Origin of the sequence: Aquabacter sp. L1I39 (genome assembly GCF_017742835.1) — a bacterium.
In the GTDB taxonomy this organism is placed as follows: domain Bacteria; phylum Pseudomonadota; class Alphaproteobacteria; order Rhizobiales; family Xanthobacteraceae; genus L1I39.
Genome location: NZ_CP072392.1, coordinates 2,388,475 through 2,411,475, shown reverse-complemented (window position 1 = coordinate 2,411,475; position 23,001 = coordinate 2,388,475). Strand labels below are relative to the sequence as shown.

At 66.8% G+C, this 23,001-nt stretch carries 20 protein-coding genes; 3 read left to right on the top strand and 17 right to left on the bottom strand.

What is annotated here, in order from left to right:
• Nucleotides 1-13: 13 nt before the first annotated feature.
• The 6 genes from J5J86_RS10540 to J5J86_RS10515 all read right to left on the bottom strand — a co-directional run bounded on the left by J5J86_RS10540 (nt 14) and on the right by J5J86_RS10515 (nt 8,043).
• The gene (locus J5J86_RS10540) at nt 14-811 is read right to left on the bottom strand and encodes a phosphosulfolactate synthase (protein WP_209104849.1); all 798 of its coding nucleotides are present in this window, start codon (nt 809-811) and stop codon (nt 14-16) included.
• Entirely contained in the window at nt 808-3,126 is a 2,319-nt protein-coding gene (locus J5J86_RS10535) for a DUF3604 domain-containing protein (protein ID WP_209104848.1), read from the bottom strand. The genes J5J86_RS10540 and J5J86_RS10535 overlap by 4 nt, the downstream gene beginning before the upstream one ends.
• On the bottom strand, nt 3,123-4,010 hold the full coding sequence (locus J5J86_RS10530) for an ABC transporter permease (RefSeq protein ID WP_209104847.1): 888 nt from the start codon (nt 4,008-4,010) through the stop codon (nt 3,123-3,125). The genes J5J86_RS10535 and J5J86_RS10530 overlap by 4 nt, the downstream gene beginning before the upstream one ends.
• Nucleotides 4,010-4,813: an ABC transporter ATP-binding protein gene (locus tag J5J86_RS10525; RefSeq protein ID WP_209104846.1), complete on the bottom strand. Its 804-nt coding sequence runs from the start codon at nt 4,811-4,813 to the stop codon at nt 4,010-4,012. The genes J5J86_RS10530 and J5J86_RS10525 overlap by 1 nt, the downstream gene beginning before the upstream one ends.
• 13 nt (nt 4,814-4,826) lie before the next feature.
• Complete coding sequence (locus J5J86_RS10520; RefSeq protein WP_209104845.1) at nt 4,827-6,896, bottom strand: metallophosphoesterase family protein; 2,070 nt, start codon at nt 6,894-6,896, stop codon at nt 4,827-4,829.
• Nucleotides 6,897-7,032: 136 nt separating this feature from the next.
• Entirely contained in the window at nt 7,033-8,043 is a 1,011-nt protein-coding gene (locus J5J86_RS10515) for an ABC transporter substrate-binding protein (RefSeq protein ID WP_209104844.1), read from the bottom strand.
• Nucleotides 8,044-8,302: 259 nt separating this feature from the next.
• On the opposite strand from J5J86_RS10515, the gene J5J86_RS10510 reads away from it, so the two are divergent.
• Nucleotides 8,303-9,088, top strand: a complete 786-nt coding sequence (locus J5J86_RS10510; protein WP_209104843.1) for a GntR family transcriptional regulator — start codon at nt 8,303-8,305, stop codon at nt 9,086-9,088.
• A gap of 4 nt (nt 9,089-9,092) precedes the next feature.
• Here the strand turns inward: J5J86_RS10510 and J5J86_RS10505 are convergent, their stop codons facing one another.
• Nucleotides 9,093-10,598 carry a porin gene (locus J5J86_RS10505; RefSeq protein ID WP_209104842.1) on the bottom strand — a complete coding sequence of 502 codons (1,506 nt, stop codon included), beginning with the start codon at nt 10,596-10,598 and terminating at the stop codon, nt 9,093-9,095.
• 256 nt (nt 10,599-10,854) lie between these two features.
• On the opposite strand from J5J86_RS10505, the gene J5J86_RS10500 reads away from it, so the two are divergent.
• On the top strand, nt 10,855-11,901 hold the full coding sequence (locus J5J86_RS10500; protein ID WP_209104841.1) for a YeiH family protein: 1,047 nt from the start codon (nt 10,855-10,857) through the stop codon (nt 11,899-11,901).
• A 77-nt stretch (nt 11,902-11,978) separates the two neighbouring features.
• Here the strand turns inward: J5J86_RS10500 and J5J86_RS10495 are convergent, their stop codons facing one another.
• From J5J86_RS10495 to J5J86_RS10465, 7 genes are all read right to left on the bottom strand, one after another.
• The gene (locus J5J86_RS10495; RefSeq protein ID WP_209104840.1) at nt 11,979-12,728 is read right to left on the bottom strand and encodes an SDR family oxidoreductase; all 750 of its coding nucleotides are present in this window, start codon (nt 12,726-12,728) and stop codon (nt 11,979-11,981) included.
• Nucleotides 12,729-12,738: 10 nt separating this feature from the next.
• Nucleotides 12,739-14,217 carry an aldehyde dehydrogenase family protein gene (locus tag J5J86_RS10490; protein WP_209104839.1) on the bottom strand — a complete coding sequence of 493 codons (1,479 nt, stop codon included), beginning with the start codon at nt 14,215-14,217 and terminating at the stop codon, nt 12,739-12,741.
• Entirely contained in the window at nt 14,214-14,891 is a 678-nt protein-coding gene (locus J5J86_RS10485) for an ABC transporter ATP-binding protein (RefSeq protein WP_209104838.1), read from the bottom strand. The genes J5J86_RS10490 and J5J86_RS10485 overlap by 4 nt, the downstream gene beginning before the upstream one ends.
• 3 nt (nt 14,892-14,894) lie before the next feature.
• Nucleotides 14,895-15,650, bottom strand: coding sequence for an ABC transporter ATP-binding protein (locus J5J86_RS10480; protein WP_209104837.1), 756 nt, complete (start codon nt 15,648-15,650; stop codon nt 14,895-14,897).
• Entirely contained in the window at nt 15,647-16,624 is a 978-nt protein-coding gene (locus J5J86_RS10475; protein WP_209104836.1) for a branched-chain amino acid ABC transporter permease, read from the bottom strand. The genes J5J86_RS10480 and J5J86_RS10475 overlap by 4 nt, the downstream gene beginning before the upstream one ends.
• Before the next feature lies 1 nt (nt 16,625).
• Nucleotides 16,626-17,531 (bottom strand): branched-chain amino acid ABC transporter permease, encoded by a 906-nt coding sequence (locus tag J5J86_RS10470; protein WP_209104835.1) that lies wholly within the window; start codon nt 17,529-17,531, stop codon nt 16,626-16,628.
• 138 nt (nt 17,532-17,669) lie between these two features.
• Complete coding sequence (locus J5J86_RS10465; RefSeq protein ID WP_209104834.1) at nt 17,670-18,965, bottom strand: ABC transporter substrate-binding protein; 1,296 nt, start codon at nt 18,963-18,965, stop codon at nt 17,670-17,672.
• A gap of 359 nt (nt 18,966-19,324) precedes the next feature.
• Between J5J86_RS10465 and J5J86_RS10460 the strand changes: the two genes are divergently transcribed.
• On the top strand, nt 19,325-19,795 hold the full coding sequence (locus tag J5J86_RS10460; RefSeq protein WP_209104833.1) for a hypothetical protein: 471 nt from the start codon (nt 19,325-19,327) through the stop codon (nt 19,793-19,795).
• A 16-nt stretch (nt 19,796-19,811) separates the two neighbouring features.
• Here J5J86_RS10460 and J5J86_RS10455 read toward each other — a convergent pair whose 3' ends face one another.
• The 3 genes from J5J86_RS10455 to J5J86_RS10445 all read right to left on the bottom strand — a co-directional run bounded on the left by J5J86_RS10455 (nt 19,812) and on the right by J5J86_RS10445 (nt 22,780).
• A complete protein-coding gene (locus J5J86_RS10455; RefSeq protein WP_209104832.1) occupies nt 19,812-20,774 on the bottom strand; it encodes a LysR substrate-binding domain-containing protein in 963 nt (320 codons plus the stop codon).
• A gap of 146 nt (nt 20,775-20,920) precedes the next feature.
• Nucleotides 20,921-21,622, bottom strand: coding sequence for a class I SAM-dependent methyltransferase (locus J5J86_RS10450; protein WP_209104831.1), 702 nt, complete (start codon nt 21,620-21,622; stop codon nt 20,921-20,923).
• Nucleotides 21,623-21,637: 15 nt separating this feature from the next.
• Complete coding sequence (locus J5J86_RS10445; protein ID WP_209104830.1) at nt 21,638-22,780, bottom strand: CaiB/BaiF CoA transferase family protein; 1,143 nt, start codon at nt 22,778-22,780, stop codon at nt 21,638-21,640.
• Nucleotides 22,781-23,001: the final 221 nt, after the last annotated feature.

The following is a 23,001-nucleotide window of genomic DNA, read 5'->3' as shown; positions in this document are numbered from 1 at the left end:
CCTACGCCTGACCTTAGTGCCAGAAGCTGGGCGGGCCGGCGACGCCGAGGCCGGTGCGGGTGGCCTCGAAATCCAGCACCGTGTCCGGCGGCACGTTGGCCACATTCACATCCGGCCCGAAGCTGCGCACCAGCAGCTTCTTCAGGCTCTCGATGTCGCAGGCGCGCACGCCGGCAATCCAGGGGCCGGGCAATTCGAACATCAGCTTTGCTGGATCGATGCCCGCATGGAGGGCGGCCAGCATGTCCTCGTCGGCGACGCCGTCCACCACCAGCTCGGCCGCCTCCACCAGCACCAGCTCGGCGCCCTCGGCGAGGCAGATCTGGGCCTGGCTCACCATCTCGGCCGCCGTGGTGCGGCGATCCTTGGCGCCCACTTCCGCGAAGACGGACAGCCCCGCCGCCCGCGCCGCACGGATCTGGCCGGCCCGCTCGGCATCGGTGAGGGGGACCACATTGTCGGAGATTTCGATGGTGGCAAAGCCCAGCCGCAAGGCTTCCGCATAGAAGCCGGGCAGCGCGTCCGCGCCCAGGGTGGCGAAGACATATTCGTGGAACTGGCCGCCGATGAAGGGGCGCACGCCGGCGTCCCTGTAGGTGGCGAGCTTTTCCTTAAGGACAGCCTCGCCATAGAGCCGGGCGGTGCCGGTCTTGATCTTGGCGAGGTCCATATAAGCCCCGGACGTCGCCAGGATGTCGCGCACCGCGCCAAGGCCGAGTCCCTGGTCGATCATCATGGTCAGCCCCGTGCGCCGGGGCTTTTCAAGGCTCCGGCCGGGGGCGAGGGGGACGAAGGCGAAGGGCGCGCTCACCGCTCCGTCTCCGGAATGAGATAGATGGGGCTCGACCAGGCCCGATGCCCGTCCTCGAACGTGGCGGCCACCAGGATGCGCCGCTCCGTGCCGGCTTCGAGGGCAATGTCGCGCTCCAGCACCAGCGACAGATGGGGATTTTCATCCGGCAGGCGATAGACGGCGAGGGCGCGCTCCAGCTTGCCGCAATCCATCGTGGTGGGCTCGGCGGCAATGTCCGCGATCGCCAGGTCCAGCGTGCCGTTGGGCGTGGTGACGGTGAGCCGGCCGGACTCGGCATCGGCCAGCTCCAGCTCGACGCCGGCGAAATTGCCCGTGGTCACCGACTGCCAGGCGACGCTGTGGCCTTCGATCTTCAACGGCTTGTCGGGGTTGTAGAAATTGATGGGCTTGGCGGAGACGATCATGTTGCCCGAAACCTCCAGGGCACCGTCCCACACGCTCTGGCGGAAGCGGCCGCGATATTCGGCGCCCGACCAGATCACCACGATCCGCCGGCCGCCTTTGGCATCGCCATAGGGCCGGATGGTCTCGATCACCTGCGTGCCGTCCCGGATTTCCAGGGCGACGAGCGGGCTCGGGGCTTCCAGGCGCAGACTGAGGCGCGCGGTACCCGCCCGGGTGGCGACGATGTCGCCCATGAGGGCGCTGGTCGCCGGCTCGCCCTCGGCTTCGGGCAAGGACGGGTCGTCGCCATAGACAAGGCTGCCCTCCGGCAACTGGATGCGCATGTCGAGATCAAGCCGCGATCCGGTGGTGCCGTAATGATGGCGGGCCTTCATGGCCTCGAACAGGGCCGGCCGGTCGAAGCGCGGCGCGAGGAAGCAGGTGAGGCCCCCCAATGCGCCGAACATGGAGGCGCCGGGGGCCTCGGCACCGGGGCGGCCCTTATGGCCGTCGGAATTGCAGACCACACCCACCCGATAGCCGCGCTCGAAGGCATCCGCCAGCAGCCATTCGAACGTCCCCCAGGAGGAATGCACCTCCACCGCGCGCTCGATCCGCACGTCGTGCGCGTAATGGATGTCCGCATAGCGCCCGCCGCAATGGGCCCAGCAGACCGGGTCATCGCCCGAGGCGCCGAGGTCGCGGAACAAAGCCCGGGCGTCGATGGCGTCGGTGGTCTCATCCGAGCGGTCCGGCACCAGCGCGTGGGAGGAGCGGCGGATGGTGCCGTCCTCGCGAGGGAAGAAGACGTTACGGTCCCCGCCGAGGCCCGTATTGCCGGACCATTCATAGCCGGGAACGGTGATGAAGCGGCCGGGCGCGTTGAAGGTGCCCATCAGCCGGTTCAGCTCGGCCCAGAAGTCCAGCGTGATCTGGAAGTCGTTGCCCTGGTGGCCCACCGCGTCCAGGAAGGCCACGTCGCGGGCAAAGCACATGTAATCGTGCGCGGAGGAGGAGCCGATGGTTTCCCCGCTCTGGGCGTGGAGGTCCGCCCACAGGCGCAGGAGGCCGTCTGCGGGCGCCACCACGGCGGGGTTGGAGGTGGCGAGCACCGCGCCCGCCTCGTCCTTCAGGCGAATGCGCACCACGCCTTCACCGGCGGTGAGGGGCTCGACGCGCAAAGAGGGGGTCGCCTGCGCGAGGCCGATGTCAGCCGGCAGGCCCTCCACCGCACCGTCCGCCTCCAGCAGGAGGCGGCGGCCGGAGAGATCCGCCGGATTGCCCCAGCGGTCCTCGGCCCGGATGCCCAGCGCGAAGGGCGCGCCCGGCGCGACGCGGGTGGGCAGCACGAGGGCGTAGGTTTCCACCGGCCCCGCCACGATGGCGAAGGTGGGCTGGTCGGGCACGCGCACATAATGGCCGCAGGCGATGGGGTCCACCAGCACCTGGAACTCGTGGAAGGGGTCCGCGAAGGTCTGGAGGCGGAAGCCGGGCGAGCCGCCGGCCGGATCGCCGAAGCTTACCGTGATGGTGTCGCCTTCCTTCAGATATCCCTTCACCACCCGGATCACGAGTGTCCGGTCGAAGGGGCGCACATTCAGCTTGTAGTCGAAGCGCGCATCCAGCACCGCGCCATTGCTGGCGCTGATGGAGACGTAATTGGCGCCCGCCGGATCGGTAAATTGCGGCTGGCCCTGGTCGGTGGCGAAGCGGAAGCACACGCGCAGCGTGCCCGTATCGTCGATGCCGTAATGGCCGGCGGTATAGGTGAGCGTGATGTGCTGATAGGAGCCGGCCGGGAAGGGGCCGGCGGGGGAGAGCGTCACGCGGCCGGCCCGCTCGGGGGCGATGGAGGGCGGCTCGGGCACCCAATTGGGGCGGGCGCGGACCGGGGCTGTGCCGGTGTCCGACGGGTTGGAGAGGATCATCTCTGCATTCCCCATTTGCGCACGGTGTGGATTTCCAGCGTGCGGAAGACGAGCCCCTCGATGGCGAGACCGATCAGGATCACCATGAGCAGGCCGGCAAATACGTAAGGTGTCTCAAGCGAGTTGCGGTTCTCGAAGATGAACCAGCCAAGGCCGCCCGAGCGGGAGGAGGCGCCGAACACCAGTTCGGCGGCGATCAGCGTGCGCCAGGCAAAGGCCCAGCCGATCTTGAGGCCCGACACGATGGAGGGCAGCGCCGCCGGGATGAGGATGCCGAAAATGTAGCGCAGCCCCTTCAGGCCGAAGGTCTGGCCGGCCATGCGCATGGTTTCGCTCACCGACTGGAAACCGGAATGGGTGTTGAGCGCCACCGCCCACAGCACCGAATGCACGATGACGAAGACGATGGAGGGCATGCCGAGCCCGAACCACAACAGCGCCAACGGCAGAAGCGCGATGGCCGGCAACGGGTTGAACATGGCGGTGAGCGTGGAGAGCAGGTCGTTGCCGAACCGCGTGGAGGCGGAGAGCGACACCAGCAGGCCGGCGAGGCCGACGCCGATCACATAGCCAATCACCAGCACTTTCAGCGAATAGAGCGTGCGCTCCAGGAGCGTGCCGTGCACCAGTGCATCCCACAGCGCGGCAACCGTGGCGCTGAAGGTGGGGAACATCAGCTCGTTGTTGAGCATGACCGCATAGATCTGCCAGGCGGCGCCCAGCGCAACCAGGAGCAGGAGGCGCCGGAAGAAGGCGTTCTGTCCCAGCCGCTCCGCCAATGTGAGCTGGCGCTGGATCTCACCGATGGTGCCCAGCGTCTCCGGCGTGCGCTCATATTCGGGCCGGGCGGGCGGATCGCCGCGCAGGGGAAGGACCTCGCTCATCAGTGGGCCTCCTCAGCAGCGGCATGGCCGAACAGCATGGCTTCGATCCGGTTCTGCAGGGCCACGAAGCGGGGCGAGCCCATCTCCTCGAAGCCAAGGCCAGTGGCGTCCAGCTCGGCGCGTACCTGTCCGGGATGGGGGGAGAGGACGAGGATGCGGGTGCCCACGATCAGGGCCTCCTCAATGGAATGGGTGACGAACAGGAGAGTGAATCGCGTCTCGTCCCACAGGCGAAGCAATTCCGCCTGCATGGTGCGGCGGGTAAGGGCATCGAGCGCCGCGAACGGCTCGTCCATGAGCAGAACGTCGGGCTCCATGGCCATGGCCCGGGCGATGGCCACGCGCTGCTTCATGCCGCCGGAGAGCATGTGGGGATGGGCATCGGCAAAGCGCGTGAGGCCGATCTTGTCCAGATAGCCGCGCACCCGGCGCTCTATGTCGGCGGCGGGAAAGCGGCCGGTGCATTTGAGCGGATAGGCCACGTTCTCGAACACGCTTTTCCAGGGCAGCAGCTGGTCGAACTCCTGGAACACCATCATGCGGTCGGGGCCGGGGCCCTTGATCTCCCGCCCATTGAGGCGGATGCGCCCTTCCACCGGCGGCAGGAAGCCGGCCACCGATTTCAACAGCGAGGACTTGCCGCATCCCGACGGGCCGAGCAGCACGAAGCGGTCGCCGGGATGGACCTTGAAGGAGACCCGCCAGGTGGCGGTCACCAGATGATCGCGGGTGCGATATTGGAGCGACACATCGTCAGCGGTCAGGACCGGCTGTGCGGGGTCGCGGGCGGGGGCAAGGCTCATGGGGCGCTTATCCCTATTTGGCGTGAGAACCGACCAGCAGGGTCGGCCCGTCCACGCGCGCCGGCAAGCGCCCCGTGGGGAGGCTGCCGAGGATGGGGGAGAGGGTCCAGGGGGCGTCGAGGGGCACGATGTGAAGGGCCTCCGGCAGGCGCACGGCGAACTCGGCCGGGATCTCCAGCGATGTCCCCGGTGACGGCAGGAGGATGGCGGCGACCATGCCCGTGCTGTCCAGCATCAGGACACGGCCGCCGGCTGGGGTGCTCGCCGTCAGGGCAGGAGACGAGACTCCATCGCAGGGCAGGAAAGCCGCCAGCGCTTCCACCGCAAGGCCGGCGGGGCGCAGGTTGCAGCGGCGGTCCACAAGGCCATGGCGCACGAAATAGCCCCGGTCCAGATCCATGAAGGGATCGAACATGACGGTGAGGGCGGGAAAAGCGAGGGCGCAGGCATAGGCCTCCGCCGCCGCCGCCAGGATCGCACCGTCATCGGTGACATTGGTGGCGGGGTTGTTGGCGGCCACGCGAAGGTTGAGGTCCACCGACAGGCCGTTGGCCTTCGACCAGGTGTCCAGCATTGCGGCGAGGGTGACGAAATCGGCGCCAAGGCCCGCCCGCACCACCACGCCGTCAATGCCAGTGAGGCCACCCGCTACAAGCTCCTCGATCTCCGGCAACTGGTCCGGCCGGAAGCCGTGGGAGACGAACAATTCGATCTTCGACCCAACCTTCGCCTCATCCGCCGAGGTGGCGACGCGGGCGAGCGTCACGGGCCGGGCGAAGTCGGAGCGGAAGGCAGAGAGCGCGGGGGCGGAAGGCAGGATCGCCTCAAAGGGCAGCACGCACTCGAAGCGGTCCACCAGCCCCGCATGTTCGATGAGGGCGGCACGGGCCGCGCCCGCGGGCACGCCGAAGCCGGAGACGGTGAAGCGATGGCCGATGGCGACGAGGTCCGCCATGCGGGCGCGGGAGACGGGGTCCATCAGATCGTCCAGCGGCACGCGGGCATGGTTGACGCCCAGGCGCCAGAGCGCGGCGATGGGATAATCGTTGCGTGCCTGCTTGCGCACGAACTCATCCATGGGGCCGTTCTGCGGCAGGGTGACGGTCTCGGCCCAGGGGTGGCGCAGGAAGACGCCGATGGGCGCGCCGCCGCTTTTCTTGGGGTGGGGCAGGGGGGCGGTGGAGCGCACGGCGATGGGCGCCTGCTGCTCGGCTTCCGCGATCTCCGCGCCATAGCTGCGCAGATAGTGCACCACATGGCCGTCGGAATGGACGTCGATCATGGCGAAGCCGAGCTTCTCGGCATCGTCGCGGCCATTCTCGGCCGCCGCCTCGATGCGGAACATTTCCGAATAGTCCTGCCGCACGAAGGACGTGGCGGGCATGACGTAGAATTCGGTGTCGTCCAGCCGATGATAGAAGATGTTGTGTACGTGGCCGGCGAAGACCGCTTCCACCTGATTGGCGCGGAAGAGGGAAAGAAGATCCGAGCGGGCGGGCTCGTCTATATTGTCATAGGTGCTGGGCTCATTGGGCCCGAGCAGGAACAGGGGATAGTGGAGGAAGACGAAGATGCGCCGGCCTTTGGCCTCTGCGAGCGCCCCTTCCAGCCATGCGCGCTGCTCCGCCTCGCGTGGCAGGCCGGAATTCAGGATGGGCGTGTTGAGCAGGATGAAGCGGATGCCGTCCTGGTCGAAGGCCCGCCAGCCGGGGCCGAAATTCTTCTCATGGATGTCGATCCAGCTTTCCCGCACCCCCTTGGCCGGCATGGCGCGGTTGGGCTTGTCGCCGATGTCGTGATTGCCCGGCAGCACATGCATGCGGTTGTGGTGCTGACGGAACACGTCCTGCATCAGCGCCACCGCCGCATCGAAGGTGGGCAGTTCGGGCACCGGGTGCACCAGATCGCCCAGATGGATGACGAACTTGGGCTCGTAGCGGGCGATCTCGCGGGCGATGAAGCGCGCGCGGCGGGTGGCCTTCTCGTTCACCTTCCAGGGCGCGGACTGGTCGCCGCTCTCGGGCTTCACATGGGTATCGCCCACGAGGGCGAAGGAGAAGAGCAGGGTTTCGGGAGACGGCATCGGTCACTCGGCAGGTTGGGGACGGGGCTGCGGGCGGACGCAAGGGGCCGTCCGCGGCGAGGGCACCGCGATGAGGAGCGTGACAAGGTGAAGAGGCGCGGGCGGGCGGCCCGCGCCGGTCGAGCGATCCGAAAGGTCAGTTGCCCTTTTCGGAATGCACGGTCTCGAAGAAATAGTCCTTCCAGGACGTCGGCTTCTGCTTCAGCGCGCCGGTGCGATACATGAAGTCAGCGATCTTCATGCTTTCCTTCGGGTAGATGTCAAAGTCGTATTCGGGGGAGGACAGGATCTGTTCGACGATGGCCCGGTCGGTCTTGTCGCCGGTGACGGCGTAATATTTGTCGATGGAGCCCTTCAGGTCGGTCTTGATGAGGTCCACCGCGCGCCGCTGGGCGGCCATGAAGGCTTCCACGAGCTTGGGATTGTTCTTCACAAAGTCCGACTTGGCATAGATGACGGAGAGGGTGGCGGGGCCGCCCTGGATCTGGAAGGAATCCGCCACCTTGGTGATGCCCGGCACCTTCAGCGCCCGCTCCTGGAACGGGGAGGAGGCCATATAGCCGGTGATGCCGCCCGCCTTGGAGGTGAGCGCCGCATAGGCTTCCGGATGGGCCATGGCCACCTGGATATTGTCCAATTCCCCCGATTTGCCCGGCCCGAACGCCTGCTCCACGCCCATTGCCAGCACGATGGCCTGGATGGACACCTTGATGCTCGGCAAGGCGATCCGGTCGTTGGGGCCGAAATCCTTGATGGACTTGATGTTCGGATTGTTCGTGAGCAGGTACATGGGCGAGGCGTTGATGGCCGAGAGGCCCTTCACCCCGTAATTCTTCGAGGTCTTGTCCCACAAGGTCAGCATGGGGGCGAGGCCGGCCGAGGCGATCTGCACGGAATCGGACAGCAGCGCATCATTGAGCGGTCCGCCGCCGCCAAGGCGGGCATATTCGACGGTCACGTCGACGCCACGCTTCTTGGCCTCTTCTTCCCACAGCTTGTCGCTCTGCATGACGATCAGCGGCAGGTAGGGCAGGCCGATCTGGGTGGCGACGCGCACATTGCTCATCTCCGCCCGCACTGGCGCGGCGAAGCTGAAGACGGCGGCCGCCGCGATGGCAGCAAGGCGCAAATGTCGTGATTTTTGCATGGACCATATCCCTCTGGCTGGGCCCGGCCTGGGACGGCCGGGGGGAGCGCCGGTTGCGGTCGTCTTCCCTCTGTGTCTGGGAAAGATGCTATGGTATGGTCAACCAGCAGACAAGATTAATTCATGGGCAAGGTGCCTTTTCTTCGGTCGCCGTCAGCGCGCAGATGCGCCCAGCAAATGGGCTTCGTCTGCGTCCCCGGAAGGACTAGACAGATCGGCTCCACATGCGGCGAGATCGAGTGAAGCGGAGATGGGTCTGGTGGACAGCGCGGCGATGGGCCTGAACGGGGACGTGCATGATGGTGAGGAGGCGCGCCGGCGCCTGCGCACGTCTGCCCTGCCGCTCTATGTGGCCCTCTCCAATCTGCTGCGCGCCGAGATCGAGGAGGGCCGCTGGCCGCCCGGCACACAATTGCCAACCCTTGAACAATTGTCCGAAATGTATGGCATGGCCCGCGTCACGGTCCGCCAGGCGCTGGGCGTTTTGGCGGATGACGGGCTGATCGATCGGGTGCAGGGGAAGGGCACCTTCGTCGCCGACGTGGTGACACCCCGCAAGACCATTCACCTGGATTCCAGCTGGGACAATTTCCTTCAGATGCTGGACGGCAACCTGCCCCAGGCGCTGACGGTGGAGGCGGATGTATCCTTACCCGCGCTGCGCCCGGAGGAGGGGGAAGCAGCCCCCTCCTATCGCTATATGCGCCGCGTCCACCGGGTGGGAAACCAGCCTTATTGCGTAATCGACCTCTATCTCGACAATGCCTGCTATGCGCTGGCACCGGAGGCGTTCGACCAGGCCATGGTCATCGCCGTGCTCGGTCGCCTTGGCCAGCCCAAGGTGAAGAAGATGACCCAGTCCTTCCGCATCCTGGCGGCGGACCTCACGGTTGCCCGCCTGCTCGACTTGCCCGTGGGGGCACCCGTGGGCGAGGTGCGGCGTGTCATCACGGACAAGGCCGGCCACGTGCTTTATCTCGGCATTGGCCAGTATCGCGGCGACCTGGTGGTGTTCAACACCACCCTTGAGGTCCCCGACACATAAGGCCCTAGAAGTTCCGCTGGGCGCGAACGCCCCCCGACCACACGTCCGCCGACCCGCCGAACATGGCCACGCTGCCGGCAGCCGGCGTGCCCGAGACAGTCACCGTGCTCAGCGGCAGGCTTCCGCTGACCCGCGAATAGAGCACTTCCACGCCCAGATCGAGGTTGCGGACGGGAGACCAGACGGTGTTGAGGCCCGCCTGCCACATCTCCACGTCGAAGCCCGCATTGAACCGGCCGGCGGCCGGCGCGCCCGCGACAGTGGCTGCGGAGAAGGTGGCATTCTGGGGCACGTCCAGCCGGACATAGCCGCCATAGACCGCGGAGCGCAAAGCCGGCTGCCAGAAATGGCGGAACTGGGCCTGGAGGGCGAAACCCTTCTCCTGGGCATAATCCGAGCCGTTCCATATGGCATCGGCGATGGGATAATAGCCGCCGGTGACCGTGGCGAGGCCGGCATTCAGGTCGAGGGCCCCGAGGCCGGAGGCCCGCGCCTGGTAATTGCCGGACAGGCCCAGATAGTTCAGCGCGCCGGAGGCGTAATTGGCCTGCAGATACAGGCTGTCGCCCGCAGCCAGCATCGGCAGCTTCACCTCCAGCGAGCCGCCCAGCGCCCAGCCCCAGGCATCCGAACCTGCAGCGCCCAGATAGGCCGCGCCCGCCGCAGGGGGTGTCATGCCCGCCACCTGGTGCAGCGCGCCCGACAGCAGGGCCGTTCCCCAGGCCTGGTCGAGGCGCAGATTGGCCACCAAATCCGGGATGCGGGTGCCTTCCTGCGCGTTCAGATAGCTCATGCCGCCAAGGCTGGAGAGGGTGGTGCTAGATGCGAAGGTGGCGGTGGAGGGGCCGTATTGCAGGCCCGTCGTGCGGCTGGCTGCATCCTCCACCGCCAGCGTCGCCGAAACACCGTGGCCGAACTGCGCGGTATAGCCGATCAGCGAGGTCCAGGTGTTGGAGCCCGCATAGGGCGTGGTCATCATGTAGCCGATGCCGGTGTCGAAGAACGACTGGGTATAGCCAAAGGTGAAGCCTGCAAACTGAATGAAGGCGCGCTCGAAATAGGCGGACGCCCCGGACGGGCTTCCCGCACTGGCCTGCGAATCCCATTGCATGCCAAAGCGGAGATAGGAGCGCAGCACGCCATAATCGGTGGCGGTGCGGGCATCCAGGTCCAGAATGGTGCGGGCGCGCGTCAGATAGGCGGGATCTGCGGAAGTGCTGAAGGGATAGCCGCCAATGCTGGCGCCCGGCGCCTTGAAGGCGGTGGAGGCGGTCGACGAGATGGCCGGGTTGAAGGTGCCGACCGCGTTCAGGTAGGTATCAAAGCGGACATAGCCGCCCAGGCGCAGGCAGGTATCCGTGCCGGGCACGTAGTAATAGCCGGCGCCATAGGTGCTGCACACGCGGACATATTCCACCGCCTTCGCCTTGACGGGAAGATCCGCCCCCAAGGCCCATTGGCTGGAAATGGCCATGAATCCCGCGACCGCAGTCAAAAGGCGTGCCCGCATCCCCGCGTCTCCCGCATGCGCCGCCGCCCTTTGAACGAGTGCGGCCGAGCGCATTACAACCCTTCCCATGTGAAGCGCTGCAGACCTTCCGGTGACGCTCTGATGACCTCCGTGGGGCCGCGTGCGGTTTCTGGACACCGGCATCCGTGGATCAGGTGGCACCAATCTGAAAATGAGATCAGAACAAACACTATTGCCTATTTGATCGATCGAACGCGCCGCCGCACTTTTGAGCCGGGCAAACAGGGAGGCCGAAATGGCCGATGAGAGGGTGGCGCCGTCATTTTTGGCCGGCCCCGTGGGGCCGGTCGCGAAGGCGGCGGGGAATATTCTGCCGGGGCTGGCGCTGACCGTTACGGTCGCCGGCCTTGCCTATGCGCTGCGCCTGATTCCGGGCATTTCCTCCTTGAGCCCGCTGGTGATCGCCATCGTGGTCGGCATGAGCTTTCACAATCTGATCGGAACGCCTGCCTGGGCCATTCCCGGTGTGAAATTCTCCCTGCGCCGCATCCTGCGCTTCGGCATCATCCTGCTCGGCCTGCAACTGACGCTGGCCCAGGTGCAGATGATCGGCCTGTCCGGCTTCCTGATCGTTGCCGCCTGCCTGGTGTCCACCTTCTTCGTCACCCGCTGGATCGGTCGCGCCATCGGGGTGGAGCCGCGCCTCGCGGAATTGATCGCCGCCGGCACGTCCATTTGCGGCGCCTCCGCCGTCATCGCCACCAACACGGTTACACGCGGGTCGGACGAGGACGTGGCTTATGCGGTGGCCTGCGTCACCGTGTTCGGCTCCATCTCCATGCTGCTGTTCCCGGTGCTCCTGCCGCTCACCGGTTTCTCCGCCCACGCCTATGGGCTGTGGACCGGCGCCACCATCCATGAGGTGGCGCAGGTCGTGGCGTCCGCTTTCCAGGGCGGACAGGAGGCGGGCGAGTTCGGCACGGTGGCCAAGCTCACCCGCGTGATGCTGCTGGCGCCGCTGGTCCTCGCCTTGGGCTTCGCCGCCACCCGCCGCGCCAAGGGGGGCGAGGCGGGCCGTGCCGCCCCGCCGGTGCCCTGGTTCGTTCTGGGCTTCATGGCCATGATCGTGGTGAACAGCCTCGGCATCGTGCCCGCCGAAGCCAAGCCCCAGATCGCACAGGTCACCACCTTCCTCCTGGCCATCGCGCTCGGTGCCATGGGCCTTGAGACAGATGTCCGCAAGCTGCGCGCCAAGGGCTTCAAGCCGCTGGCGCTGGGCGCTGCCTCCTGGGCCTTCATCTCGCTTCTGGGCTTCGTGCTGATCGCCAGCTTCTACGCCTGAACGATTGCCCTTTCCGCCAACGAAGAGGCCCGCCGCGAGGGTTCGCGGCGGGCCTTTCTGTTTGGGCACAGGGCGCGTCAGACGGTGCGTCCGCCATCCACTTCCAGCACCACGCCGGTGATGAACTCGGCCTCGTCGGAGGCGAGGTAGAGGCACGCGCCGGCAATGTCCTTGGGCTCGGAGAGGCGGCCCAGCGGAATGGTGGAGATGAAGCGCGCCCGATTCTCGGGCGTGTCGGGCACGCCCATGAAGCTCTCCAGCAGCGCGGTGGCGCCCATGACCGGGGCGACGCAATTCACCCGGATCTTCTGCGGCGCCAGTTCCACGGCGAGCGAACGGGTGGCCAGATTCACCGCGCCCTTGGTGGAATTGTACCAGGTGAGGCCCGGACGGGGCCGGATGCCGGCGGTGGAGCCGATATTGATGACCACGCCGCCGCCCTGGGCGGACATGACCGGCACCACCGTGTGGATCATGTAATAGATGGACTTCACATTGATGGCGTAGACCTTGTCGAACTCCGCCTCGGTGACTTCCAGAAGCGGCTTGTTGCGGTGGGTCCAGCCGGCATTGTTGATGACGATATCCAGCTTGCCGCCATGGTCCTGCGCGGCCTTCACCGCCGCTTCCACGTCGGCGCGGCTGGTCACGTCGCCCTTCACCGCAATGGCGGCCGGCCCGATCTCCGCCGCCACCTGAGCGGCGCCATCGCCGTTCAGGTCCATGATGGTGACCTTGGCCCCCTCGCGGGCGAACATCCGGGCGATCTCCGCGCCGAAGCCCGATGCCGCGCCCGTCACGAGCGCGGACTTGTCCTTGAGCCGCATGTGCGTTTCCTCAGTCGTGCTTGATGATCAAGGTCTTGAGGGTCGAGAACTCATAGAGCGCCTCGAAGCCCTTCTCGCGGCCATGGCCGGATTTCTTCATGCCGCCGAAGGGCAGTTCGATGCCGCCGCCGGCGCCATAGGCATTCACATAGACCTGCCCCGCCTTCACCTTGCGGGCGACGCGGATGGCGCGGGAGGCATCCTTTGACCAGATGCCGGCCATGAGGCCGAACTCGGTGCCGTTGGCGAGGCGAATGGCGTCGGCCTCGTCGTCGAAGGGCAGCACGGAGATGACCGGGCCGAACACCTCGTCGGTGGCCAGCTCATGGGTGCGCGGCACCGGGCCGAACACACGGGGCGGCACGTAGAAGCCGCCGCCGGGCACGCCCTGCGCCACCTCACCCTGCGCCAGCACGGCGACGCCGGTGTCCGCCGCGCGCGAGAAGAAGCCGTCCACCCGTTCCTTCTGCTTGGCATTGATGACCGGGCCGAGATCGAGGTCCATCTCGGGCGATCCGGCGCGCAGCGTGGCGAAGCGGGCGGCGAGGCGCGAGACCACCTCGTCATAGGCGGAGCGCGCCACCAGCAGGCGCGAGCCGGCCGAGCAGGTCTGCCCGGCATTCTGCACCACGGTGTTGGCGATGACCGGAATGGCCACGTCGAAATCCGCATCGGCGAACACCACATGGGGCGACTTGCCGCCCAGCTCCAGCGTGCAGCCAATATGGTTCTTGGCGGCGGCGGTCTGGATCATCGTGCCCACTTCCGGCGAGCCGGTGAAGGCGATGAAGTCGATGTCCGGATGGGAGGACAGCGCCGCGCCCGCCTCTTCTCCAAGACCCGGCACGATATTGATGGCGCCCTCGGGGAAGCCCACCTCGGCAGCCAGTTCCGCGATGCGCAGCGGGGTCAGGCAGGCATCCTCGGCCGGCTTAACGACAGTCGCATTGCCGACGGCCAAAGCCGGGCCGATGGTGCGGCCGAACATCTGGGCGGGGTAGTTCCAGGGGATGATGTGGGCGGTGACGCCGTGGGGCACGCGCTCGGTCGGCACGAAATAGCCGGCGAGGAAGGGAATGGTCTCGCCATGCAGCTTGTCGGCGGCGCCCCCGTAAAATTCGAAATAGCGCGCGGCGGCGACGATGTCGGCCCGCGCCTGCTTCATGGGCTTGCCGGTGTCGCGGGCTTCGAGCTTGGCCAGTTCCTCGGCATTGTCCGCGATGGCGACGGAAAGCTTGGAGAGCAGGCGCCCGCGCTCGGTGGCGGTGAGGCGGCTCCAGGGGCCTTCCTCCACCGCATGGCGCGCGGCGGCCACCGCCGCGTCCACGTCTGCCTTGGTGCCCGCGGCTATGCGGGCGAACACCACGCCTTCGGCGGGCGCCACCACGTCCAGCTCGCGGCCGGAGACGGCCGGGCGCCAGCTATTGTTGATGAAGACGCCCTTGGCGGCGGCAACCGCCCCTGCGGGTGCGGGCACGTGCTCGGTCATGCGGCCAGTCCTTCGTTTGCCACGTCCTGCGCGATCTCTCCGCGCTCGATGGTGATGGTGCGTTCGGCGAAGGAGCGCAGGAGGTGGGGGTTGGATTCGGTGATGATGAGGGTGAGGCTGGAATCCGCGTCCCGAAGGCGCCGCAGCGCCTCGGCATAGCGGTTGGCCAGAACCGGCGCGAGGCCTTGGAAGGGCTCGTCCAGTAGGACGAGGCGGGTGGCCAGCATCAGCGCGCGGCCGAGCGCCACCATCTTGCCCTGTCCGCCGGAGACGGAGCCGGCAGGGCGCCGCGCCATCTCCTTCAGCTCAGGCAGGATGTCATAGACCCGGTCGAGGCGACGCTTCGTCTCGGCGGCGTCGAGCTTGGCCACCTGGGCCGGCAGGAGGATGTTCTCTTCCACCGTGAAACGGGAGAAGAGGCGCCGATCCTCCGGCGCATAGCCGATGCCGAGCCCCGGCCGCTTGTGGGCGGGCACGGCGGCCAGGTCATGGCCGTCGAAGGTGATGCGCCCGCCATTCTGGGTGAAGCCCATCATGGTGCGCAAAGTGGTGGTCTTGCCGGCGCCGTTGCGGCCGATAAAGGCGACCGTCTCGCCCTCCTTCATCGCGAAGGTGACATTGCGCAGCACCGGGACGGCGCCGAACGAGACCGTGACGTGATCGAGGGTCAGCATGGCTCAGCCTCCGATGACCGTGCGGATCACCTCGGGGTCCTCCAGGACCTCCTTCGGCGTCCCGAGGCGCTTGATCTTGCCGGTGCTCCACACCGCCACCCGGCTGGCATAGCGCTGCACCATGTCCATGTCGTGCTCCACGAAGACCGAGGACACCTTGGCCTTGGCGAGCGCTGAGACGAGGATCTCCATCACCTCGAACTTGTCCGCCGACGCCACCCCGGAGGTGGGCTCGTCCATGAGCAGGAGCTTGGGCTTCAGGGCCAGCGCGATGGCGATGTCGACGAGCTTGCGGTGGCCCTCCGGCAGTTCGCCGGCGCGCTTGTCCTTGTCATCGGCGCAGCCCACCAGATCGAGGAGGGCGATCATCTCGCCTCGCTCGGCGATGTGGTCGAGCGGGCGCAGGAGGTTCCAGCGCCGCTCGCGGACGGCGGCGGCCAGCAGCATGTTTTCCAGCACCGTGTGGTCGGAAAAAAGCTGCGGGATCTGGAAGGCGCGGGCGATGCCGAGACGGGTGATGTCGCGCGGCGGCTGTGCGGTGATCTCCTTGTTCTCGAACCGCACCGAGCCGGCCTTGGGCCGCAGATAGCCGGTGCAGATGTTGAGAAAGGTGGTCTTGCCGGCGCCGTTGGGGCCGATGATGGCGAGGTTCTCGCCGGCCCGCACATCAAGGTCGATGCCATCGGCGGCCACCACGCCGCCGAACCGGATTTCAAGGCCCCGGGCTTCCAGCAGGATGGGATGAGCGTGCGCGTTCATTCCGCGGGCTCCGTCGCGACGGGGTGGGCGGGGCGCGCGGCGCGGCGGCGGGCGGCGATGGTTTCCACCATGCCGACAATGCCGGTGGGCGCGCGCAGGATGATGACCAGCAGCACGAAGCCGAGGATGAGCTGCCAGGAATCGGCCACGAAAGCCGCCGCATAGGTGCGGATCGCCTCATAGACCAGGGAGCCGGTGAGCGCGCCGGCCACATTGCCCACGCCGCCGAGGATGGCGATGAAGACGAATTCCGACGAGCGCGTCCAATAGGTATATTCCGGCGTCGCAATGCCCTGGATGACGCCCAGCGCCGCCCCGCCAAGCCCGCACAAAACCGCCGAGATGACGTAGCCCACAAGAAGCACGGTGCGGGCGGACAGGCCAATATATTCCAGCCGCGTCTCGTTGGTCTTGATGGCTTTCAGCGCCTGCCCCAGCGGGCTCTTCAGATAGAGCCAGACCAGCCAGGCGGCGGCGAGCGCGAGGGCGAGAGTCAGGTAATAAAGGACGCCATCGAAGCCGGCGCGCTCGAAGGACTGGCCGAACACGGTGGGGCGCAGGATGCGCAGGCCGTCCGAGCCGCCCGTCAGGTGGAAGAACTTCTCCAGGATGGAATAGAGCACCATGGAGAAGGCCAGGTTGAGCATGCCGAAGAAGATGTAGCGGTAGCGCACCACGAAGAGGCCCACCACCACGCCGAGGAGCGCGGACGTGACGACGCTCGCCACGATGAGCAGGCCGAGGTCTCCGCCGCCCAGACTCCGGCCGAGAAAGGCCACGGTATAGGCGCCGGTGGCGAAGAACATGCCGTGGCCGAACGAGACCTGACCCGCCTGGAGCAGCAGGATGATGCCAAGCACCGCCAGGCTCTTGGCATAGACGATGGCGAGGAACGTCTCCGCCGAGGGCAGGAAGAAGGGGATGGCGGCGAGCACAGCCGCGACGACAAGGAAGAAGAGGGAGCGGGCGGTCATGTCAGATCTTCCGCAGCTGGGGCGCGCCGAACAGGCCGCTCGGGCGGACGATGAGCACCAGCACCATGAGGATATAGGGCACGAGCACCTCGAATTCGGGGGCCACATAGACGGCGAGCGAGCGCCCGAGGCCGATCATCAGGGCGGCCACCGCCGCACCCTCGATCTGGCCAAGGCCGGCGGTGGCGGCCACCGCGAAGGACAGGACGATCATCTCCGCGCCCATGCCGGGAATGAGGGAGGTGGTGGGCGCCGCCACCGCGCCGCCCAGCGCCGCAAGGCTCGCGCCGACAATGAAGGTCAGGAAGTAGACCCGCTCCGCATTGATGCCGATGGCGCTGGCCGCTTCCCGGTCCTCGGTCACCGCCAGGATCTGCGCGCCCGCCGAGGTGTGGCGCAGGAAGGTGCGCAGGCCCACCAGCACAATGACGGCGAGGATCGGCAGGAAGATGGTCTGGTAGGCGGTGTAGCTGATGCCGAACAGCTCCACATTGCCCAGCAATTGCAGCGGTTCCGACATGAAATAGGGCTGCACGCCCCAGACCAGGCGCTGCACATTCTCCAGCATCATGAAGATGGCGAAGGTGACGAGGATCTGGAGCACCTGTTCCTTGTCATAGATGCGCTGGAGCAGGAACTTCTCCATCAGCCCGCCCAGCACGATGCCCACCGCAAGCGCGGCGCCGAAGAGGGCGGGGAAGGTCAGCCAGGGGCTGAAGCCGGCTTTCGTCAGCGCAATGCCGGCGCTCACCGCCACATAGGCGCCGAGCGCGTAGAAGGAGCCGTGGGCAATGTTGAGCACGCCCAGCACGCCGAAGATGAAGGTCAGCCCCACGGCGACGAGGAAGACCAGGGAAGCATAGGCGATGCCGTCGCAGACGGCGAGCATCAGGGTGTCGAATGACATGTGCGACCTTCCGGGACCGCGCGCCGGGCGTCATCGCGCCCCGGCCGCCTGCCGAACGTTCCGCGCCCGTGACGGCGGCGCGGCGGGAAGCTTGCGGCACCGGGCGATGGCCCGGTGCCGCCGGCCGTCAAGACGGCCTCAGTTGCCGTGCGAGAAGTTGTCGACCTTGATGTCGATGAGCGCCGGGGTCAGGGTCTTGATCCAGGCCTCCGACTTCTGCCCCACGGGCGGCATGAGCTGGGAGGCGGGGAAGATCATCATCTTGTCCAGCACGTCGAAGGAATAGCCGGGCACGCGGGTGGTGGTGCCGATAAGCTGGTCCTCGATGCCCTGGCCGTCGGCGCGGATTTCCACCGGGCGGCCGAAGGCCTGGAACTTCAGGCCCGGCATGGCCGCCGCCACCTGCTCCTTGGTGGGCCACTTGCCGCCATTGGCCGCCACCGCCTTGTCATAGACCGCCTGGAGGGCGGCAAAGGCCTGGGCCATGTGGAACACCGAATAGATCGGATAGTGGCCGGTCTTGGCCTTGTAGGCGTCGATGAAGGCCTTGAACTTGGGATCGCCCTTCATTTCAGGATGAAGGAAGTAATGATCGCCGCGACCACCCACGATCACGCCCTCGGGCAAGTCGTTGCCGAGGCGCTCCAGCGAACTTTCCGCCAGCGGCAGCACGAACTGGGAGGTGCGGAACAGGCCGCGCTGGTTGGCCTGGCGCACGAAGGTGTCGAGATCGCCGCCCCAGGAGGTGGAGAGGATCACGTCCGGACGCAAAGCCAGCAGGCGGGAGACTTCGGTGGAGAAGTCCGGCGCGCCGAACTTGGGGAAGAACTCGGCCACCACCTTGGCGTCGGGCTTCAGCACCTTCAGCGCCTCGGAGAAAATGGCCCAGCTGTCACGGCCCCAGGCATAGTCCTGGTTCACGACGGCAACCGTCTTGAAGTCCGGCTTGGTCTTCAGGAGATAGAGCAGGGGGGCGAGCACTTCCGGGGTGGCATTGGCCTGGGTGCGGAAGACGTAGGAATACTTGTCGTCTTCCAGAATGCGCTGGGTGCCGCAATCCCACATGAAGTTGAGGACCTTCAGGTCCTCCGCCAGCGGCGCGATCTTGTTGCAGACGCCGGACGAGATGGACGCGAACATCACGTCCACCTTGGTGTCCTGCACCATGCGGCGGTATTCGGTCATCAGCGTTTCGATGCCGGCGCCTTCGTCGATGAAGTAGAGCTTCACCGGGACGCCCTGAATGCCGCCCTTCTTGTTGATGTCCTCGGCCAGAAGCTCGGCCGCGTCGCGCGCCGGCACGCCGAAGACCGAGGCGGCGCCGGAGCTATAGGTGGTGATGCCAATGCGCAGCTCGGCTGGCTTGTCCTGGGCCAGCGCCGGCATGAGGCTCATGAGCGACAGCCCCGCGGCCGCCAAGAATCGACGGATCATGGTCGGCGTTCCTCCATCCCGCTTGATGCGATGATTATTCCCGTGTCCGCCTCAGCGAACCGGGGGCATCTTGTGTTCTGGGCGGGCTATCTCAAAAGACTATTTTGACTTGGATGCCATAGCGAAAACATCTGGCTCTCCGCGTGTCGGGCGGGCGTGCAAACCTGTGCCAGGAACGGCCGCCTCGGCTTTTGCCGCGCTCGAAGTCTCAAGCGTCGCCGCTGTCGCTTGCAAGAGAAGTGCGAACGTGAATCCGATCTGGAAAGTTGCGTCTTGAGTGAAAACAATTCGACTCTTCCGACGCGAACGTCTTTAAGGAAAATTAACGAACATGTTCGCGTTAAGAAGGGGCTGAAATAATGCGTAAGATTTCAATTCTTCTTCTGCCGCTTGTCCTGTGTGCCTGCGCCAGCGCGGAAACCGTGCGCACGGCGCAGAACGAAGCCATCATCAAGGCGAAGGTGGACCCGGAATGCGGGAGCACCCAGGCGGCGGCCGTGGCGGCGAAGGCGGCGGCGGTGGAGACCATCCGCTCGGGGTTTGACCGCTATCTGGTCCTGGGCGAGCAGAGCGCCAACAATGTGCGCTATGTGCAGCGGCCCGGCACCTACGAGACCGTCCGCACCACACAGCCTAACGGGCAAGTGACCACCACCACGTCCTACCGCCCGGGACCGACCATTCCCACCGGCAGCTACAATCAGGACTTCTATATCCGCATGTTCAAGGACGGCGAGCCCGGCAGTGAGAATGCCCTCTCCGCCCGCGAGACGCTGGGTCCCGACTGGAAGCGCATCGCCGAAGAGGGCGCGCCCACCAGCTGCTTCTGATCCCCTTGGGAAGCCGTCACGCAGCGCTGTCGGTGTCATCCTCGGGCGCGATCAGGCGGGCGCCCCAGGCGCCCTCCTGCACCAGGCGCACCAGGGTGGCATGGGCCAATGCGTCGATGGCGCGCACCGCATTGGAGAGCGGCCGGTCGGAGGGGCAGACGATGTGCAGGTCGCGGGTAAGCACGGGCACCCCCACCGGCCAGGCCCGCAGGCGCCCCTCGCTCACCTCCCGCTTCACCGCCGCCTCCGGCAGGATGGCATAGCCGAGCCCGCCCTCCACCAGCAGCTTGATCTGGCCGTAGGTGTCGATGTCGATGACGGTGGAGAGCCGCACGCCTTCGGAAAGGGCCCGCTCCTCAATGAGTTCGCGCAGGCCATGGCCGGGGCTCGGCAGGATGAGGGTCAATTCCGCCACCTGCGAGAAGGGCACCGGCCCCGCCTCAGGGGCGTCGGGGCTGGGCGTCAGCGCGGAGCCGATGAGGCAGAGGTCCTCGGTCAGAACGCGCCGCGCCACCAAACCTCGGTCGTTCACCGTGCGATAGAGGATGCCGAGGTCGATCTTGCCTTCGCGCAGCCAGTCCAGCACGAAGCCGCTCATGGCCTCGGCGACGCGCAGCTTCACTTTCGGATAGCGCCGGCGCGCCTCGGAGATCAGCGGCACGCACAGCATCTGGCTGATGGTGCCGGGCATGCCGAACCGCACTTCGCCGGACGGCTCGCTCATGCCGCCGCGCACCGCCTCCCGCGCCACCTCCATCTGGCCCAGTATGAGCCGGGCATGGCGCACCAGAGTCTCGCCCGCTTCCGTCGGGCGCACGCCCTGCGGGTTGCGGAACAGAAGCTCGACGCCGAGATCCTGCTCCATGTTGCGCACATGCTGGCTCAGCGCCGGCTGGGCGACCCGCAGCCGATGGGCCGCCTTGGAGAAGGAGCCGACCTCCACGATGGTGACGAAATAGCGAAGCTGGCGCAGATCCATGGCGTTCCCGGTCGCCGGCTGTTCCGGCTGTGAGGGCGACGGCAAGGGACGCCGTGCCGCTCTCTGTCAGAGCAGCACCATATAATGACGTGCAAGCGGTTCGGGCAAAAGTTATGGCATAGCCCGGCGCGAAAGCTGGGGACGGCCTATCGCGACAAGAGGTCGAAGCGGTGCGGTTGGGGCAGGAGCACGCCGCTTTCGGTTGGCGTGCCCTCCCGCGCCATCAGGTCCACCACGCGGTCCCGCTCCCGTTCGGCGGTGGCCTTGCGGGCGGGGTCCACGGCCACGATCATGGCCAGGAAGGCGTCCGCATCGGCGAAGCGGCGCACATCGTCATATTCCCCGCCGGCGAGGCGCTTCACCTCGCCCCTCTCCACCGCCGCCGCAATGGCCGTCTGGGCGGCGGCGCGGATGGGGGTCTCGTCCTCCACGGGCAGCATGGCGCGGAAGAAGGGGCCTTCGGCCAGGGGCTCCACCACCAGCACCGGGCCACGGCTCACCCGCACCGCCTCCGTCAGCGCCGCCCCCATGAGCGGCACCGGCACATGGTGGAGGGAGTTCAGGAACACCACCCGGTCGAAGCTCCCATCGGGGAAGGGCAGGGCCTCGGCGCCCGCCTGCCGGAAGTCCGCGTCGGGTGCGCGGGTGCGAGCCGTGGCGAGGGCGGCCTCCTGCGGATCGACGCCGGTCACCTTGGCCCCTTTGGTGGTGAGCGCGCGGGCGAGCCCGCCGCCGCCGCATCCCACATCCAATATGGTCACACCCTCCAGCGGGCCGATCTGAGCGGCGATGATGTCCAGCGTGACGCCCACCGGGCGGTTGGGGGAGGGGGCGGGCGCGTCTGGCATGGCTCGTATTCCGGTTCAGGCGGTGGCGCGACAGGCAGGTGAGAATTCATCGCGCAGCGCATCGGTATGTTCACCCAAGGCTGGCACCGGACCAAAGGTGGGCAAGGTGTGGTTGATGAGCGCGCCCGGCGCCAGATAGCGTACCGGGCCGGAGGGGGTATCCACCGTCACGTAGCGATTCTGGGGATGGTGCACCAGGTCATCCATGGTGCTGACCCGCCCATAGGCGATGCGCGCCTTTTCCAGCCGGTCCACGATGGTCTCACGTGGGGCCGTGGCAAAGGCCGCGCCGATGAGGGCATCGAGGGCCGGCCGGTTGGCCACGCGCAGATTGTTGCTGGTGAAGCGCGGGTCGCTCGCCACCTCCGGCCGGCCCAGCACGTCAGCGCAGAGCATCGTCCATTCCCGCTCGTTCTGGATGGAGATGAGCACCGCCTTGCCGTCGCCGCAGGCATAGGCGCCATAGGGCGCGATGGTGGGATGGCTGAGGCCTGCTCGGTCCGGTGTCTTGCCGCCATAGGCAAATTGGAGATAGGGCACATTCATCCAGTCGGCGAGCGCATGATAGAGCGAGACCGCGATATGCCGCCCCTCGCCGGTGCGCTCGCGGGCAAACAGCGCCTGGAGCACCGCCTGGAAGGCCGTCATGCCCGCCGCGATGTCGCACACGGAGACGCCCACGCGCGCCGAGCCATGTTCGTTGCCAGTGATGGAGGACAGGCCGCTCTCCGCCTGAACCAGGAGGTCATAGGCTTTCAGGTCCCGGAACGGGCCTTCGTCGCCATAGCCGGAAATGGAGCAGGTGATGAGGCGCGGATTGGCGGCGCGCAGCTTGTCCGGGGCAAAGCCCAGGCGGTCGATGGCGCCGGGGGCGAGATTCTGGATGAACACGTCCGCCTGCGCGACCATTTCGGCGAGGATGGCGAGGTCGCCCTGCGCCTTCAAATCGAGGCAGACGGATTCCTTGCCCCGGTTCAGCCAGACGAAATAGGCGCTCTCCCCGTGCACCAGGCTGTCATAGTTGCGGGCGAAATCCCCTTCGTGCCGTTCCACCTTGATGACGCGCGCGCCCGCATCCGCCAGCCGGCCGGAGACATAGGGCGCGGCTACCGCCTGTTCGACGGAAACGACGAGGAGGCCTTCAAGATCGCGCTGCATCTGTGCTCCGCCATGCTGCTTGCGGCTGTCTTTGGGGATGGAGGGCCACCCGGCAGGGCGGCCTTTCCCATTGAACGGCAAACTTGCCGGGCCGCCGTCAGAATACAAATATAAGTGTGGCCTAGCTGGCATATGGGAAAGTTATATTGAGGCGCCGTTGGGGAAGGTTCGGCCATAGCGCGGACTTATGGCAGCGAGCGCAATTCCCTATTTCGCTTGTT

Excerpts from the sequence above, each read along its gene's own strand:
- J5J86_RS10535 (WP_209104848.1), bottom strand. The coding sequence starts at position 3,126 with ATGATCCTCTCCAACCCGTCGGACACCGGCACAGCCCCGGTCCGCGCC.
- J5J86_RS10530 (WP_209104847.1), bottom strand. The coding sequence starts at position 4,010 with ATGAGCGAGGTCCTTCCCCTGCGCGGCGATCCGCCCGCCCGGCCCGAA.
- J5J86_RS10525 (WP_209104846.1), bottom strand. The coding sequence starts at position 4,813 with ATGAGCCTTGCCCCCGCCCGCGACCCCGCACAGCCGGTCCTGACCGCT.
- J5J86_RS10520 (WP_209104845.1), bottom strand. The coding sequence starts at position 6,896 with ATGCCGTCTCCCGAAACCCTGCTCTTCTCCTTCGCCCTCGTGGGCGAT.
- J5J86_RS10515 (WP_209104844.1), bottom strand. The coding sequence starts at position 8,043 with ATGCAAAAATCACGACATTTGCGCCTTGCTGCCATCGCGGCGGCCGCC.
- J5J86_RS10505 (WP_209104842.1), bottom strand. The coding sequence starts at position 10,598 with ATGCGGGCACGCCTTTTGACTGCGGTCGCGGGATTCATGGCCATTTCC.
- J5J86_RS10500 (WP_209104841.1), top strand. The coding sequence starts at position 10,855 with ATGGCCGATGAGAGGGTGGCGCCGTCATTTTTGGCCGGCCCCGTGGGG.
- J5J86_RS10495 (WP_209104840.1), bottom strand. The coding sequence starts at position 12,728 with ATGCGGCTCAAGGACAAGTCCGCGCTCGTGACGGGCGCGGCATCGGGC.
- J5J86_RS10490 (WP_209104839.1), bottom strand. The coding sequence starts at position 14,217 with ATGACCGAGCACGTGCCCGCACCCGCAGGGGCGGTTGCCGCCGCCAAG.
- J5J86_RS10485 (WP_209104838.1), bottom strand. The coding sequence starts at position 14,891 with ATGCTGACCCTCGATCACGTCACGGTCTCGTTCGGCGCCGTCCCGGTG.
- J5J86_RS10480 (WP_209104837.1), bottom strand. The coding sequence starts at position 15,650 with ATGAACGCGCACGCTCATCCCATCCTGCTGGAAGCCCGGGGCCTTGAA.
- J5J86_RS10475 (WP_209104836.1), bottom strand. The coding sequence starts at position 16,624 with ATGACCGCCCGCTCCCTCTTCTTCCTTGTCGTCGCGGCTGTGCTCGCC.
- J5J86_RS10470 (WP_209104835.1), bottom strand. The coding sequence starts at position 17,531 with ATGTCATTCGACACCCTGATGCTCGCCGTCTGCGACGGCATCGCCTAT.
- J5J86_RS10465 (WP_209104834.1), bottom strand. The coding sequence starts at position 18,965 with ATGATCCGTCGATTCTTGGCGGCCGCGGGGCTGTCGCTCATGAGCCTC.
- J5J86_RS10460 (WP_209104833.1), top strand. The coding sequence starts at position 19,325 with ATGCGTAAGATTTCAATTCTTCTTCTGCCGCTTGTCCTGTGTGCCTGC.
- J5J86_RS10455 (WP_209104832.1), bottom strand. The coding sequence starts at position 20,774 with ATGGATCTGCGCCAGCTTCGCTATTTCGTCACCATCGTGGAGGTCGGC.
- J5J86_RS10450 (WP_209104831.1), bottom strand. The coding sequence starts at position 21,622 with ATGCCAGACGCGCCCGCCCCCTCCCCCAACCGCCCGGTGGGCGTCACG.
- J5J86_RS10445 (WP_209104830.1), bottom strand. The coding sequence starts at position 22,780 with ATGCAGCGCGATCTTGAAGGCCTCCTCGTCGTTTCCGTCGAACAGGCG.